Here is a 15,651-nt window from a genome sequence, read left to right as displayed (position 1 = left end):
ATTTTCGCTAGGGGTTTTTCAGCAGACTCACTAGGATGGAGAAACTTCTTTTCATCATTAAAGGATAGAGGATTATCAAATGTTGATATAGTTGTTAGTGATTCACATAAAGGCTTAAAATCTGCAATCCTTAAAGAGTTTCAAGGCAGCTCATGGCAGAGGTGTCAAACACATTTTAGTAGAAACATACTTGATGTATGTCCTACTAGACTACAGCCTGAGATAAAAAATCGATTAAGAGAGCTTTATGATGCGCCAACTACAGAAGTTGCCAGAACAGTATTAAATGATATCCTTGATGAATACTCAAATACTGCACCAAAGGCTATGGAATTACTAGATGCTGGTTTTGACGACATAACCCAAGTATTAAATATTCCAATAAAGTATCGAAAAAGATTAAGGACATCAAATATCATTGAACGTCTAAATCAAGAGATTCGTCGTAGAGAACGAGTAATACGAATATTCCCAAACGATGAATCCATGAACCGTTTAATTGGAGCAATATTAATTGATTTAGATGAGAAATGGAGTAGCGGGATAATATGGTTGGATATGCATGAATACCATGAATCCAAGCAAGATCAAGCCGAGCTTCAACAAGTTGAACCTACAAAGGTAGTTGCATAAGTCTGAGTTTAAGCTAATGCACCGCCAGCCTTGCACCAAGAACTTAAAAAACGGTAAGTGTTAACCACCGAAGGCGATAAACTAACAACAAAATGGTGTAATTTTCCTTCGTTTTTTTAGTGTACCATTTTTTAAGTACTTGCCACAAGGCCAAGCCCTTCGGGTGGCTGATGTAATACCTCAGGCTCCAAATCTACAACAAATCAAAAAAAGAAACTGCTAATCAAAAGGTAAGATAAAACAATTTACACACTAATTTGGACTTGACTAGCATCATTGATTTCATAATCGTATTTACTATTAATTATATTTTTACATTGGTAAGCAATAGTCATATTTGCCGTTATTATTAATAAACTGATTACAACAAATAATAATTTAGTAATGCTCCTTCTGTCTTTGAAAAACCTATAAAATAGCAGTATTGGAATTAATACTACAAAGTTATATTTTACAACTCTTGAATAAAAATATACACTAAGATCTCTTACATAAAGACTATAGTATATAGATATTACTATTGAAATAAGCAGAGCTATAAAAATAGATAAAATCAAAATAGTCTCAAATTTTTGTTTCTCTTTATTATTCATCTTTTTACTCCTTATTTATGGCAGCGGTCCGTAAACTTAAAAAAGAATAAGAGTCCAGACCCCTTATGATATAATAGTAATTTGTATTAATGAAAAACCTATTATACCTATTGAGTTGTTCATTTTTTTATAAAAGTAATTTAAACCATTATATAGACTTAATCCATAATTGACCTCCTAAAACTATATACTATATCTACCCAATCGTATTTATTCTATTCTTAGATATATAACCCCTGACTTATCCAATATAATTTTACCCTTTATCTATAAAAATTTAATGAATAGAAAAATGATATACATATAAAATCAAATAAGAAATATAGTATAATTTGAAAAATTACCCATTTTTTATGACCTGTTTTTATCTGTCTTGTAATCCCTAAAAATAATAGTATTTTCAGAAATATAAAACCAATATTAAAACCTAGGTTTGGTGTGTTAAACATTTTCTCGTACCTCCTTTAGATTTTCTTTATCAATACTACCGAATACATACTAATACTATCACTTGAGATTGGTGTTATCTCTTAAACCACATAATTTCAAATGTCAATATAAGCTAGACAAAAGTTCATAACCCATTCTATCATTTAAATGCCATTTATCTAGCTTAGGATCTAAGCTCCACTCAGTAATCTACAATCTAAACTCTCTGTATATGTACCAAAGTCATCTCCCTCTAAAAAATGCATAACCGGTTCAATTTTTGCGACTTTTCTATTAAATAAATAGATTTAAACTCATCCATAACTAAAAAGCAGTATTCTTTATAACACGTGATTAATCTATTCTATGATTTATTCTTAATAGGTCAAATTTTCATTTAAAATATAGTTATTTTGCTAATATGTATATTTTCTCTAATGCCATTATAATTACCACTAATAAAATTCCGATAATCCAACTTGCTCTTATGTATTTTACTAATATTGTACCAGAATATATTAAGATATAATGAACAATAATAGACATAATAAAACACTTAAATCTTGTATTAGCATGCGGTGGTTCTACATGCATTCTTGATATTATAAGGCATGGAATATACACAATAGCAATATTAATTCCACCAATTCGATAGCTTAAGAATAATACTATGGTTGTTATCAGCATCTGAAAAAACAAATTCTTCCATCCATATATACTTATTTTAACTAATTTTTTATCCAGTTTATCAAGATTGTTCATTTTCTCTTAGGCTTTCTTTCGAACTTAAATATTCACTAAGTATACTCTTTGACTCGTCATCGAGCGAATCTTTAAAATACCAATAACCACTGCTACTTGAAAAGGTTTTCGCTAAAAGTAGACCCAATTTGATAAATAGATTACTGAATACATTTACCATATATAGCCTCCCCTAAATTTCATTACTACATATTATTTACCATAGAATTGTTGTTTTTTCTATCATTACTGCAAATTCTGCATTTATTCATGTTTATTTGGAATAAAAAAGTAGCTTATGCTGCTAAAAATATCGGCAATGAAATTGTAATACTAAATCTATCTTCTTGCTGTATATCCAAATAACCACTGTATGACTCGACTATACTTAGAACACTCTTAATTCCAAATCCATGATTGGTTTTGTCGTCTTTACTTGTCTTTAAGTCATTAAGTCCTTCGTATGAATTCTCTATTCTTATCTTTAGAAAGTATCTTTCTTTTCTGATATCTATTTGCAGGTACCTCTCTTCAACATCTTGCTTTATTAGAGATTCTACTGTATTGTCTAGTAGATTCCCTAAAATCACTGTTAAATCATCATCTTTCATTGGTACTTCTTCAGGAATATCGCAAAATACTTCCAGCTGTTTTGGATAGACTTCGATTCTTTTTAATTTTTGATTCAGTAATAAATTCATAGATATATTTTTTGTATGTGGTATTAAACTTGTAATATCGAGTTCTCCTATGATTTCACCGATCAATTCTTCTCTCTTTGTTTCATCACTTTGCAGAACAGATATAAGTCTGTTTTTTAAGTCATGCTTTATCTTTCTTACCTCAGTATTTTGTGATTCAATCAGTTCGTAATACTCTTTTTTATTCTTAATGCTAAGTTCCAATAAGTCATTTTCGTGCTGATAATTATCCTTAATCGTTTTTACATGTATATAATTGAATATTACTATATAACTGAGTATCACGATTAATATATTGAATAATATTGATAGGTTTAAACCTTTTGATAATAAAAAGTGGACACTCGAAATTGCATATATCAGTGTTATAAAAATAAATAAGAGCGTAGTTGTTGATACTTTTAAAGTTTTAGTGAAATTACCAATAAACTTAATTCTTTTTAGTGTAATAATAGCTAACAGAAATAAAACATTGCTAAAAAATCCCGGCAAGAAGTAATACTCGTATGGGGATCCGAATAAAGAATCCATTCCAAAATAAACTATCGTTTCAAAAATAATCGATAGTGCTATTACAAATAGCGTTAATATTATCATTCTCTTCACCGGTGTTTTATAGTTTGTAATCGTAATCGAAAAAACTTTAAACAGTGTCACAATAAGGTTTAACTGTGGAACAGGAAAAAAATTATTTACTGCTGATGATATAAAAACAATAAAAAAAGTAGAAATAAACAGTTTTTTCAAATTACTCTTTCTTTCGAAAACCATTTCAAAAAAACATAAAAAAGCCAAGATCCCAACTAAGATTAGAGACTGCGAAAAAAAGTCTGTAAATATTGAATAGCTTCCTATGATTAGTTAAAATAAAAATAACATAGGAGGCTTTTTAAAATGGCAAGAAGAAAAAAATTAAGTGAAGGAAAAAAAGAAATCATATCTTATCTAATCAATGAGTATGAAATTGAGTCAGCAAAGGACATACATGATGCTATTAAGGATTTACTAGGAGATACTATAGAAAGCATGTTAGAAGCCGAAATGGAGCACCATTTAGGATATGAAACAAACCAAAGAAGTGACAATGAAAACTCTAGAAATGGATACAAAACTAAAAGAATACGATCAAGTATGGGTGAATCTGAAATATCAGTACCTCAAGATAGAGACTCAAGCTTTGAACCTCAAATTGTAAAAAAGAGACAAAAAGACATATCTGAGATAGAAAATAAGGTAATAGGAATGTATGCAAGAGGTTTGAGTACTAGACAAATATCTGAACAAATCTATGATATCTATGGATTTGAAGTTAGTGATGGACTGGTTTCAGACATAACCGACAAAATTCTGCCGGAAATAGAAGACTGGCAAAAAAGACCACTGTCAGAGACTTATCCTGTAGTGTTCATTGATGCTATTCACTTTTCTGTTAAAGAAGAGGGTTTAATATCAAAGAAAGCAGCATATATAATACTCGGAATAAACGAAGATGGGCTTAAAGAAGTATTAGGAATATATGTAGGACAAAACGAAAGTAGTAAATACTGGTTAGGAGTCCTAAATAGCCTAAAAAACAGAGGAGTAAAAGATATCTACATTATCTGTTCAGATGGACTAATAGGTATAGAAGAGTCCATATCAGCGGCATATCCAAAAGCTGAGTGGCAAACCTGTATAGTTCACATGGTAAGAAACACATTAAAATACGTATCGTACAAAGATAGAAAACAATTTGCAAATGATTTAAAAACAATATATCACGCACCTGACGAAGAAGTAGCAAATAAGAATCGTTTGAAAGTAGCTGAAGCATGGGATAAAAAATATCCAGGATCAATGGATAGATGGGAAAGGGAGTGGAATTCAATAACGCCAATCTTTAAGTATTCTAAGGAAGTTAGAAAAATAATATATACTACGAATGCTATAGAGAGTTTAAATAGCTCATACAGACGGTTAAACCGTAATAGATCAGTATTCCCAAGTGCTACGTCACTGATGAAAGCACTATACTTAGCTACAAATATAATTGCAAAGAAATGGAATATTCCATTAAGAAGTTGGGGATCAATAGTAGGAGAATTGAGAATAATGCATGATTTAGAGAACTAACACACTCCGCCACCATTGACAAAGAACCTAAAAAATGGTGCAAGGTAAATACCAAAGGCGAAGCAAAGACTGATAAGTATGTATTTTGCCTTCGTCGGCTTAGTGTACCATTTTTTAGAACCCTTATCAATGGTCCCCTTCGGTGGCTCCTCTTATTATTTACCTCAGGCTCTGCAAAGAAAAAATTGACAATATATCAAGCTTGATATATAAATAAATAATGAGGGCAGTAAAATCCACCCTCATAAACATTAACTAATTATAGGAAATAAATAATTTACAGAGATTATTTCGCACTGCCCTAGATTATTAAATAGGTATAGTATAAGTTCTCTCATTTATTTTTCACACTCCACCTTGCTGCTTCTTTTAAAAACTTGGTATATCCATCTCTACTAAAGAAGTATCTTTCGCCGTTAAAAAGCTGTACTCCTCTCCCTGCATGATCTTCGATTATTGTTTCTACATATCCGGGACTTATATAGACGGATTGATTTACTTTAATAAGTTCACCATCCATTCTATTTAGTATACTTTTCATTGACTCATAAACTTCAAAATAATCTTTTCTCGTTTTTATAAGGGTTATCCTCCCCTTTATTTCAAGGCTTATTATGTCTTTTACAGGAATAAGGTTCACTTTTTTATTTTCTACTATTTCAATCATCCTAGGTTCTAAGAGATGTTTTTCTAATATTTCATCTAAAAGTGATTTCAGTTTATTTGTGTCAACCGGTTTTAGGAGATACGACAGAGGTCTTGCATCATAACCTTCAAGTGCATATTTATCATATGATGTAATAAAGATAATAAATGCATCGTCGTTGGTATTTCGAATTATTTTTCCGTATTCTACACCATTTTGTGTCCCGATTTCTATATCGAGTAGATAAACATGATACTCAAGGCTATCTCTTGCCATATCAAGACTCTCTAACGATGTAAAAGTTTCAATTTTGAAATCATTCGGATAGTTTTCCATAATGAATGCTTTAATACTTTCTAGTATTTCAACATCGTCATCCACAACAGCAATTAGTATCATAATCTACCTCCTTTTTTAAAATCTACAGCTTACTATCATGATATTATTTATAGATTAAATTTGCAAACATTACATAAAAAAGGACTCATCATCTAAACCGAGTCCTTTCATTTTATTATTTACTTTAGTAAAACTGTAATACTAAAAGTAATCTATTTCAATTTTCCCAATAATGCCAATGTGAATTTCCAAATATTCTGAACCGAGTTTATGCTTAGACTTTCAGCAACTGTATGTGCTCCTGTGATATTCGGACCAAAGCTTATCATTTCAACATCCGGCATTGCTTCTTTTAAGATTCCGCATTCGAGACCTGCGTGGATTGCGCTGACTTCAGCTTCTTTATTGAAGACTTCAGAGTAAACTTCAAGTGATAGATCTCTTATCTTTGACTCAGCTTCGTATTGCCATGCAGGATAAGCGTTTGAAGGAATAATTTCTGCGCATGTTCTGTGAGCTGCTGTTCTAACTACTCCTGACAGTTCTTCAAGGGATGATGCTGAGGAAGATCTAAGTGCAAGTATGACTTTCAATTGATCGTCTATTTCTTCCAATACGCCAATATTAAGACTGGTTTGGACTAAGTTTTCAATATCTTTACTCATTGATTGAACTCCATTTGGAGCAATCATTAAAAAGTCCAAGATGTCGTTACTTACATTTCTTACGAGTTTTTCATTTGCATTTGTTTCTGATATTTCAATTTTGAGTCCCGGTTCTTCTACTCTATACTCTTCTTGAATATCAGAAGTTAATTTGCTTACTATTTGAACAGCTTTATCGTAATCTCTAAGACTTATTATACTCTGAGCATTGCTTGGTATAACATTGTGTTTGCTGCCACCGGTTATAGTGCAAATTCTAATGCCAATTTCTTCTCTTAGTTTGTACAGTACACGAGTCAAAATCTTGATTGCATTTCCTCTTTGCTTTATGATTTCCATCCCTGAGTGACCACCCTTAAGTCCGCTGACTACTATTTGGGCAGCTTTTTGAGTGTTTGCTTCTTTTTCCAATGTGAAGCTTACCGTTTGATTTACCCCTCCGGCACAACTTACTAAAAATACACCTTCTTCTTCAGAATCTATATTAAGTAACATTTTACCTTTAAAGTCTTCACCTTTAACTATTGCAGCACCGTCCATTCCGGTTTCTTCATTTGTAGTCACGAGTAGTTCAAGTGGTGGATGAGGAATTTCATTTGAATCCAATATTGCCAAACCAAATGCAACTGCAATACCGTTATCAGCACCAAGTGTAGTATTATTGGCTCTTATTATGTCCCCTTCAACTATCAGTTCTATCGGATCACAAATAAAGTCGTGATTTGATTCTTCTGTTTTCACACAGACCATGTCCATATGGCCTTGGATTATTATCGGTACGGAGTTTTCAAAACCTTCTGTTCCGGCTTTTTTAATTATTACATTTGATTCGCTGTCTTGTTTAACCTCAAGATTTCTATCTTTTGCAAACTCTACTAAAAAGTCTGATACTCTCTTTTCATCTCCGGAACATCTTGGAATCTCAGAAAGTTTTTTAAACCAATAAAATACCTCTTTAGGTTCTAATTCGTTATACATATTGCCTCCTCATGTTTACTTCTATTTAAAGTTTGAATCATCGGTAAACGTGAATAGATAATGTTTATCAAATTCACTACTTATATTATGATACAAGATTATACTTAAATCAATAGATTTAGAATAATAAACAAATAAAAAGTACCCTCAAAAAATAAAAGGGTACTTACAGTTTAATCTTGTCCTTCAAGCCAAGTTTGAGGATTTTTTTCAAGAATCCATATGCCTTCATAAGGCTGTTCTATATAGTATACATCTTCTTTCTCATATACATATAAATTTGATTCACCACCGGTTTTATGGACGAATTTGATTAGAAACCAATCCGGCACATTTGGAGCGTCTGAAATGCTATCTTGCTTTGTTTTAATCATGGTTTGAAAATCTTCAATTATTTTAGCTATATCTTCAGGTTTGTCGTATTTTATATTATTATCAACATTTTTTCTGCTTATCTTTATTTCCACAATATTTTCTGCGGATGGTAATTTTATCTCGGTTTCTTCAGTCTTAAATACATAAATATAGCTTAATAGACCTAGAATGATTACGAGTGCTATTATTAAGATTTTTTTCATTTCTATCCTGCCTCATAACAAAATCTATTCAAACCCAAGATAATGGCAGGTCCTGCGATTGTAGTTCCATAGAAGTAGACAGGTTTTTCTCCCAAGAAGTTTACTATGCTTCCATTTACTATCGTAGATCCTGTACAGAGTATCAAATCACACCATTCAATAGCTTCTTCATAGATATTTCCATGTTCGATTTTCACACCATATCTAATCTGTCCAATATTATCCGGATTTAAGTCAAGGACTCTAAGATCTATCTTTTCATCCATCAGTTTTTCAATCATAGAAGGCTGATAGCCGATAAGGAGTACTTTCTTATCTCCCATGGCTTTTATATTGCGCGCTATTTCAGCAGAACACTTTTCCGGCTCTTCGTCCTTACAGTGAATTGTGTTTTCAGTGAGATTATAATGTCTCATAACTGCATTTAATACGGCAATAAATATTGCATTATCATAGGTATTCTCTCCGATTTTGAGTTCTAAAACATCACATAATCTACCTGTAAACTCTGTCCTGGCAGATGAGAATGCTTGCCCTTTACTCCCCTTGTATTGAGCTTCAAGCAGTGCCTCTTTTCCGTCCAATAGAGGATAATCTCGTCTAATAGGTTCACCTATGGCTTCACTTGGCGTTAAGGTCTTTATGTAAAGAGATATTTCATCTCTCTCGATTCCTTTTTCTTTTATCAATTCTTCAAAATATTCTTTAAGCTTAATATACAAATCTTTCAAATCATCACCCCATTATAGATTCTAAGACCTATAAATACCATTATAGCTTAATTTTAGATTTTATGCATTACATTTTAGTAATGAGCACATCTCTTTTCATAAGGTTTTCTTCGATTTTGACTATTTCTCCATCATCCATATATGCTATATAATCTGCAAAATGCCTTGCCTCTTCCATATCATGGGTTACATAAATCATTGGTATTCCTTGATTTTCAACCAGTTCACTTATAAGAGATGCTGCAGCAGCTTTATTATCTGCATCCAAGGCAGACAGCGGCTCATCCAGCATCAGCATGTCAGGATTCATTATTAAGGCTCTGGCAAGTGATACTCTTTGTTTTTCTCCACCTGAAAGATTCTTTATTCCGATTTTTTCTAAATGCTCAATACCAAGTCTAAGTAGTAAATCCTTGGCTTTTGAAGTATATTCACGTTTGCTCTCACCTTTCATCTTTAAAGGAAATACTATATTGTCAAAGACATTTAGAAATGGAAATAACCCGAAATTCTGATAAACTAGCGCAATATTTCTGAGTTCTGCAGGCTTGGTTTCAAGATGAATACCGTTTAAAACAATGCTGCCCGTTCCCCTATATCTTCCTGCTATAGTCTCAAGTAAGAGCGTCTTACCGGAGCCACTTCTTCCAAGGATTACCAGTGTAGAGTCATTAGGCAATGTAAAACTTATATCTTTTAATGCAAAAGTTCCAAAATCAACATGCAGTTTTTTTATTTCAAGCATTAACATCACCATTTTCTACCAATTTTTGAAATATATACATTGTAATCATTGAAACTCCGATTAGAATTACTGATACACCTGAAGCAACATCAAAATCTCCGGTGCTCATATTTAAGAATATCGATGTAGCCAGTGTTTCTGTCTTCATCCTCGTTACTCCTACCAGCATCATGACAGCTCCAAATTCTCCAAGCGCTCTTGCCCAACATATCATCCAAATGCTGAAAATTTGTCTTTGCATCATAGGTAGATTAACATGCAAAAACACCTTCCATTCACTGAGTCCTAAACTTCTGGCACAGAATAAGAGTTTCTTGTCTATTAAATCATATGCTGTAGAATAAGTTTTTACGCAGTACGGAAGGTTAACGAAGAACTGAGCAAGTATTACACCCAGGCTGGTATAAACGAAATCTATTCCGAATTTACTTAAGAAGCCCCCAAAATTATTCCTTCCAAAAAAGGTTAATAATGCAATCCCGCTAACCAGATGCGGCACTCCTAATGGAAGAGAAAAAATATATTCGATTGTGTTTTTCAATTTATCATTGGTATTCATTATATGGGAAAAACAAGCGGGTCAAAAACAAGCGGGTCAGGCCTTTATTATTTTATTTTTTGCATGTATATACTAATATACGTATAATATATTTCGCCATAACCACTCTTCCATAGACATTTGTTATTATCAACCATCGGCTTTCACCTTTTATTTATACATTTTTTAGTAGAATTAAAAGCCTGACCCCGTTTTAGCGTTGGTATTTAGGCGTTTTATAAAATCGAAAAATGTATACATGTTGATTTTATCGCGTTTGTTTTTTTGTTTTTATGTGTTTTTGTGAGGATTTAGGGGTGGATGTAAGATAGTGCATTAGATTAAAAAGTACTTTTTTAGGATTAAGTTAGATTGACCCTGTTTTATTATTAGAAAATAAAAAAAAGGTAATGCATCAGATTTTTTATTCCGATACATTACCTATTATTCTACTCACCTAGTTTATATTGTTTATGTCCGCCGGGATATTTTTCCATTAGTTGTTGATATACGTCTTTACCTAAGAGTTTATTGTAGATTTCGGCTGCTTTTTCAGCGATATTAATGTCTTTGAATCCTTCAGGATGGATTATTGAACCTATATAGTACATATCGACCATTGCTGTATCGATATTTGTTTCGTAACTATGGTATGGGATTATCGCAAATACATTGTTGTTTTTGAATGCATCTAAAGCGTTATAAAAGTCGGGATCCCCTTTATAATCATCTTTTAATAGTTCTTCACCTGATAAGTCAATTACTATTAATTCAGGATTTAACTCCATTAGTTTTTCTTTATCAAGAGTTAGATTTCTCTCTTCAGATAATCCATCAACCACATTTTTTGCATTTACAGCATTGAAAAGATTGAATTTTGTTCTAGTCCAAAGAAGGTCATGATGTCCTCTAAAACTAATACATCCCACATATGCTCTTGGGCTTTCTTCTATAGGTCCCGATCTGTCTTTAAGATCTTTTTCTATATTTTTCATATAGTCTATTAGGTCTACAGCTCTCTTTTCGTTATCCATAGTTTTACCGATTACTTCAAGTGACTGGTACATCACCGGATCAAATGTAGCTTCTCTTCCAGAGCCAATAACTACTACGGGTATATTAATTTTGCTTTGCAATTCATCTGCTTCTTCAGCTGTTTTTGTAATAGTTGAAAATACTACATCAGGTTTAGCAAATATTAAATTTTCAGTGTCAGGTGCAGCTTTAGGTCCACCAGGTCCTATAATTGGAAGTTCCTTATATTTGGGATTTGCCATAGAGTAAGGACGATTGGAAGGATTCTTCTCCATATCGTCTACGCCGATTACTTTATCCGGTCCCATCACATATGTGTAAAGTCTAAGAGAACCAGCGCCTATACAGATTACTTTTTCAGGAGTTTTATCCAGTTTAATCTCTCTACCTAAAATGTCAACAATCGTTCCATCTGACTTAGTAGCTTCATCCTTGACCTCTTTTTCCTCTTCGGATTCATCTTTCTCTTTTTCATTCTCTTCTTTTTTGTCATTTTCTTTATTTTCGTCTTCTGTAGCTACTTTGCTATCTTCTTTGATTTTTTCAGGCTTTTGCCCGCAAGCTGTAAGAAGACCTAGAATAATGACAACTAATAGTAAGTACTTTAATTTTTTCATTTCTTCCTCCTATGTTATTAATATTTTTCTCCCTCTATGGGATATAATTTCTGCATCAATATCGTAAACCGATTTTATATTTTCGGTATTGATAATGGAATTATCTCCATAATCCTTTATAATTCCGTCTTTTAAAAGCAGATATCTGTCTGAAAATTTTAGTGCTAAGTTTATATCATGTATGCTCATAATTACCGATATATGTCTGGTCGTACAATAATCCTTTACCAGATTTAAAACATCCAATTGATTCTTAATATCCAAGTTGCTCGTAGGTTCATCAAGCAGCAGTATTTTAGGTTCCTGAGCCAAAGCTCTTGCCATTACAACCTTTTGAAACTCTCCACCACTGAGTGTATCCGTATTTCTAAGAGCATATTTTTCTAGTTTCATGGCTTTTATTATTTCTTCTACAATTTCATAATCATTTGAGCAAGCATCGTTTCTAATATGTGGACATCTTCCAACCAGTATATTATCGAATACTGTATTTACCCCTGCGGTATTATATTGATTTACATAAGCCATTTTCTGTGCAAGCTCTTTTTTCTTGATACTAAATAAATCCTCACCGTCAATTAGTATTTTGCCTTCTGAAGGTTTCAATAGTCTATTAAGGTTCTTTAATAATGTCGATTTGCCGGCACCATTAATCCCAAGAAGCGAAATAAAAAGACCTTCATCCACATCGAAAGAAATCTTATTCAATATAATGCGATCATATTCAAATGACAATTTTTTTACTTTTATTATCGACATTACATCCTCTCCTTTAAAAGAATATATATAAATAATGGAGCTCCCAGAAAAGATGTTATTGTTCCAACAGGCAGTACTACGGGTGCCAAAATGGTTCTGGCTATGGTATCGCTTAATAACATGATATTGGCCCCCATGAGTAGGGTTGCAGGAATCATATACCTCTTATCCTCACCAATAATCCTTTTTGAAATTTGTGGTGATAATAGTCCTACAAATCCAATCATTCCAACAAAGGCAACTGATACCCCCGTATTTAATGCAGACACAAATATAGATAAATTTCTCATGTGTTTTACATTTATTCCAAGTGAGTGCGCTGTGCTTTCCCCCATGTCCATCGCATTTAAGTCCCATCTCAGTTTGTAAAACAATAATGCTGATACTGTAGTAATAAATCCAAGCACTTGAATCTGTGAGTATTTTATTCTTCCTAAATCCCCAAATGTCCAGAACACCGCTGATGCAAGCTGTGTATCATCGGCAAAGTATTGAAGCATTATCGTCGCTGCTGAAAACAATGATCCGAAAGCTACACCCGCCAAAATAATAGAGGATTTTGAAAACTGTCTTATATTTGCCACTACAAGAATCATAAACATGCATGCCATCGCCGTTATAAACGAACAGAAACTGACAAGTATAGGAGATGTCGTAATCCCCATATTTGCTAATAATAAAAGCGCAACATTTGCACCAAATGCAGAAGCATTTGTAATTCCTAAAGTCGATGGTGATGCTAGAAAATTATTTAAAACTGTTTGCACCAGCATGCCCGACAGAGCAATGCTCATCCCGACAAATATTCCACCTATTACTCTTGGCATCCTGATTTTAAATACTATATGATTGCTAAGTTCATTGCCTTGTCCTATAAGTGTTAGTAAGCTCTGTTTTACTGTCATGCCGGAAGATCCGATATTTATAGAAACCGTTACTAAAAATAGCAGTATCCCTATTAATCCTAATATTAATAGTATTTTTTTCTTAATAAATGACTTGTATATATTATGTATTTCCATTTTTCACTCCAATAAAAAATCCCATGGGCATGGGAAAATAGCAGCTTATCTCCCACCGAGTCAGCAATAATTTGGTATCCTGGCTTATGCATATAATTAGATTCGCCTTCCCTTTCAGTGGCATATGAATCTAAAAAGCATTTACAGTAGCGGGGGCTGCACCGGAATACCGGTTTCCCAATTAGTATCATTTGATTGTCACTTTCTATAATAATATATGAATAATTAAAGCAGGTCAACCCAAACTAACACTTTAAAATTGTCTCTCGTTGCTATTAAATAATGAAAACTCTTAATTCCATATAATAATTGCAATGTGTTAATATTGGGTATAATAAATATAGTCGCATATGAATTATACTATAGCTGATTCAGACTTTTTTAAGACAGTTTTTGTTTTAAACCTAAGTATTAACTGTTTAAAAACTCCAATGTAACCATAATTAAAAATAAGACAATAAATCACTTTACTTTTTTATTTATTTCTTACTTATCTGCTGTCAAAAACATTCGCTATAAGAATTGAGAATTTTAGAAAAATATAGGAGGAGCCAATATGACTAATTTAAATGAACAAAAATGTGTACCTTGCAGTATAGGTGCTGAACCTTTAAATCATATTGAAATAGAAAACTATTTAAAATCTCTATCTGAGGGTTGGACCAATCTGGAAGACAAAAAAATTGAAAAGACTTTTAAGTTTAAAGATTTCAAATCTGCACTTGACTTCACTAATGCTGTAGGTGGGATAGCGGAGGAAGAAGGTCATCATCCAAATATCTCACTTGGCTGGGGTTATGTAAAGATTACGCTTTCAACCCACAAGATTAAAGGTCTTCACCTAAACGATTTTATACTCGCTTCAAAAATTGACAAAATCTAAGATGTAAAAACCCGGAGGAATTTATGGAATATGTTGAACTATACACCAGACAACACGAAAATTCAATTCATGAACTGAATAGGATCGGCAGAATTACAAATAAAGAAATCTATATCAAGCTCCACATGATGGATATAGCAGACTTTTTCTTGGAAAAATACAGACATTTTGTAAAGCTGGCAGATAAGAGAGTTAAAAAACCGGATTATGTAGAGTTTCCAATATGGTGTTCCATCAGTAAAAGAAATTGCCTAAAACCCATTGAAAAAGAACTCGTATATATATTAAGTGTCCCAAAGGAACATGTTCTTTATTTTGATGGCGGTAAATGGGATTATGTGCTTAATAACTTATATATACCAAAAGACAAAGCCGATGAAAGTGAGTATTTTGAAGAGATAAAGAAACTTGGAGTAAAAGATCAGTTCAATTTTATCAGTGGAAAATACGGCGGGCAATTTCCCCATATAGAAAAAAAGATAATAGATTCATGGGATAGAGTCTTTCAAATCGATGAGTGGAACGATTTTGTGGTCCAGGCAAATATTTGGGAAATAAGAAGCGAATGGGTTAAACATATCTTAAAACCCGGGGATGATATCTTTGATTATGATTGAAATTTAGGTATTAAAAAGCTTAATGACTAAATAGCATAAAAACAGGCTTTCCGAATTATGGATGGCCTGTTTCTGTTAATGAAAATTTATATATTTTAAAGTCTTTTTTTCCAACACTATCATTACAATCATAATTATTAAATAGAACATTGCAAAAATGATAATACATTTAGCAAATCAAAAGTAAATAATCCAAGCATATATTTATTCAGTATTTGTTACATGTATAGCTTATAATTTAAATATGTAGTCCGACTTTAAAATAAAAAAGATAGATGTCAACCAATTG

Annotated in this window: 16 protein-coding genes and 1 riboswitch; of the genes, 4 read left to right on the top strand and 12 right to left on the bottom strand. The window is 32.4% G+C overall.

All coding sequences use genetic code 11. The features are described from left to right. Complete coding sequence (locus VZL98_01365; GenBank protein WVH64524.1) at positions 1-633, top strand: transposase; 633 nt, start codon at positions 1-3, stop codon at positions 631-633. Between the two features lie 245 nt (positions 634-878). Here the strand turns inward: VZL98_01365 and VZL98_01360 are convergent, their stop codons facing one another. The 3 genes from VZL98_01360 to VZL98_01350 form a co-directional block, all read right to left on the bottom strand. Then, on the bottom strand, positions 879-1,226 hold the full coding sequence (locus VZL98_01360; GenBank protein ID WVH63633.1) for a hypothetical protein: 348 nt from the start codon (positions 1,224-1,226) through the stop codon (positions 879-881). 1,177 nt (positions 1,227-2,403) lie between these two features. Continuing rightward, positions 2,404-2,577, bottom strand: coding sequence for a hypothetical protein (locus VZL98_01355; protein WVH63632.1), 174 nt, complete (start codon positions 2,575-2,577; stop codon positions 2,404-2,406). Between the two features lie 115 nt (positions 2,578-2,692). Then, positions 2,693-3,694: a GHKL domain-containing protein gene (locus VZL98_01350; GenBank protein WVH63631.1), complete on the bottom strand. Its 1,002-nt coding sequence runs from the start codon at positions 3,692-3,694 to the stop codon at positions 2,693-2,695. Positions 3,695-3,991: 297 nt separating this feature from the next. Here VZL98_01350 and VZL98_01345 point away from each other — a divergent pair, with 297 nt between their 5' ends. Continuing rightward, positions 3,992-5,209 carry an IS256 family transposase gene (locus VZL98_01345; protein ID WVH63630.1) on the top strand — a complete coding sequence of 406 codons (1,218 nt, stop codon included), beginning with the start codon at positions 3,992-3,994 and terminating at the stop codon, positions 5,207-5,209. Between the two features lie 334 nt (positions 5,210-5,543). On the opposite strand, the gene VZL98_01340 is transcribed toward VZL98_01345, so the two are convergent. The 9 genes from VZL98_01340 to VZL98_01300 all read right to left on the bottom strand — a co-directional run bounded on the left by VZL98_01340 (position 5,544) and on the right by VZL98_01300 (position 13,862). Further along, positions 5,544-6,254, bottom strand: coding sequence for a LytTR family DNA-binding domain-containing protein (locus VZL98_01340; protein WVH63629.1), 711 nt, complete (start codon positions 6,252-6,254; stop codon positions 5,544-5,546). 152 nt (positions 6,255-6,406) lie between these two features. Continuing rightward, positions 6,407-7,837 carry an aminoacyl-histidine dipeptidase gene (locus VZL98_01335; protein WVH63628.1) on the bottom strand — a complete coding sequence of 477 codons (1,431 nt, stop codon included), beginning with the start codon at positions 7,835-7,837 and terminating at the stop codon, positions 6,407-6,409. A 173-nt stretch (positions 7,838-8,010) separates the two neighbouring features. Further along, complete coding sequence (locus VZL98_01330; protein ID WVH63627.1) at positions 8,011-8,415, bottom strand: DUF5301 domain-containing protein; 405 nt, start codon at positions 8,413-8,415, stop codon at positions 8,011-8,013. 2 nt (positions 8,416-8,417) lie between these two features. Continuing rightward, positions 8,418-9,146: a DUF364 domain-containing protein gene (locus VZL98_01325; protein ID WVH63626.1), complete on the bottom strand. Its 729-nt coding sequence runs from the start codon at positions 9,144-9,146 to the stop codon at positions 8,418-8,420. 67 nt (positions 9,147-9,213) lie between these two features. Next, complete coding sequence (locus tag VZL98_01320) at positions 9,214-9,891, bottom strand: ATP-binding cassette domain-containing protein (protein WVH63625.1); 678 nt, start codon at positions 9,889-9,891, stop codon at positions 9,214-9,216. Then, positions 9,884-10,450, bottom strand: a complete 567-nt coding sequence (locus VZL98_01315) for an ABC transporter permease (GenBank protein ID WVH63624.1) — start codon at positions 10,448-10,450, stop codon at positions 9,884-9,886. Before VZL98_01315 ends, VZL98_01320 begins: the two co-directional genes overlap by 8 nt. Before the next feature lie 428 nt (positions 10,451-10,878). Continuing rightward, positions 10,879-12,081, bottom strand: a complete 1,203-nt coding sequence (locus VZL98_01310; protein WVH63623.1) for an ABC transporter substrate-binding protein — start codon at positions 12,079-12,081, stop codon at positions 10,879-10,881. 9 nt (positions 12,082-12,090) lie between these two features. After that, a complete protein-coding gene (locus VZL98_01305) occupies positions 12,091-12,840 on the bottom strand; it encodes an ABC transporter ATP-binding protein (GenBank protein ID WVH63622.1) in 750 nt (249 codons plus the stop codon). Beyond that, on the bottom strand, positions 12,840-13,862 hold the full coding sequence (locus VZL98_01300) for an iron ABC transporter permease (protein ID WVH63621.1): 1,023 nt from the start codon (positions 13,860-13,862) through the stop codon (positions 12,840-12,842). Before VZL98_01300 ends, VZL98_01305 begins: the two co-directional genes overlap by 1 nt. Positions 13,863-13,913: 51 nt before the next feature. After that, positions 13,914-14,092: riboswitch (cobalamin riboswitch) on the bottom strand. A 326-nt stretch (positions 14,093-14,418) separates the two neighbouring features. Here VZL98_01300 and VZL98_01295 point away from each other — a divergent pair. Further along, a complete protein-coding gene (locus VZL98_01295) occupies positions 14,419-14,745 on the top strand; it encodes a 4a-hydroxytetrahydrobiopterin dehydratase (protein WVH63620.1) in 327 nt (108 codons plus the stop codon). Between the two features lie 23 nt (positions 14,746-14,768). Continuing rightward, positions 14,769-15,362, top strand: coding sequence for a DUF3841 domain-containing protein (locus VZL98_01290; protein WVH63619.1), 594 nt, complete (start codon positions 14,769-14,771; stop codon positions 15,360-15,362). Positions 15,363-15,651 lie beyond the last annotated feature (289 nt).

The sequence above is a fragment of the Peptoniphilaceae bacterium AMB_02 genome (assembly GCA_036321625.1).
Lineage (GTDB): Bacteria > Bacillota > Clostridia > Tissierellales > Peptoniphilaceae > Microaceticoccus > Microaceticoccus formicicus.
The sequence above is the reverse complement of the archived record's forward strand: the minus strand, read 5'-3'. Positions and strand labels throughout refer to the sequence as shown.

Excerpts from the sequence above, each read along its gene's own strand:
- VZL98_01350 (WVH63631.1), bottom strand. The coding sequence starts at position 3,694 with ATGATAATATTAACGCTATTTGTAATAGCACTATCGATTATTTTTGAA.
- VZL98_01315 (WVH63624.1), bottom strand. The coding sequence starts at position 10,450 with ATGAATACCAATGATAAATTGAAAAACACAATCGAATATATTTTTTCT.
- VZL98_01305 (WVH63622.1), bottom strand. The coding sequence starts at position 12,840 with ATGTCGATAATAAAAGTAAAAAAATTGTCATTTGAATATGATCGCATT.
- VZL98_01290 (WVH63619.1), top strand. The coding sequence starts at position 14,769 with ATGGAATATGTTGAACTATACACCAGACAACACGAAAATTCAATTCAT.
- VZL98_01310 (WVH63623.1), bottom strand. The coding sequence starts at position 12,081 with ATGAAAAAATTAAAGTACTTACTATTAGTTGTCATTATTCTAGGTCTT.
- VZL98_01360 (WVH63633.1), bottom strand. The coding sequence starts at position 1,226 with ATGAATAATAAAGAGAAACAAAAATTTGAGACTATTTTGATTTTATCT.
- VZL98_01335 (WVH63628.1), bottom strand. The coding sequence starts at position 7,837 with ATGTATAACGAATTAGAACCTAAAGAGGTATTTTATTGGTTTAAAAAA.
- VZL98_01300 (WVH63621.1), bottom strand. The coding sequence starts at position 13,862 with ATGGAAATACATAATATATACAAGTCATTTATTAAGAAAAAAATACTA.
- VZL98_01340 (WVH63629.1), bottom strand. The coding sequence starts at position 6,254 with ATGATACTAATTGCTGTTGTGGATGACGATGTTGAAATACTAGAAAGT.
- VZL98_01355 (WVH63632.1), bottom strand. The coding sequence starts at position 2,577 with ATGGTAAATGTATTCAGTAATCTATTTATCAAATTGGGTCTACTTTTA.
- VZL98_01345 (WVH63630.1), top strand. The coding sequence starts at position 3,992 with ATGGCAAGAAGAAAAAAATTAAGTGAAGGAAAAAAAGAAATCATATCT.
- VZL98_01295 (WVH63620.1), top strand. The coding sequence starts at position 14,419 with ATGACTAATTTAAATGAACAAAAATGTGTACCTTGCAGTATAGGTGCT.
- VZL98_01320 (WVH63625.1), bottom strand. The coding sequence starts at position 9,891 with ATGCTTGAAATAAAAAAACTGCATGTTGATTTTGGAACTTTTGCATTA.
- VZL98_01330 (WVH63627.1), bottom strand. The coding sequence starts at position 8,415 with ATGAAAAAAATCTTAATAATAGCACTCGTAATCATTCTAGGTCTATTA.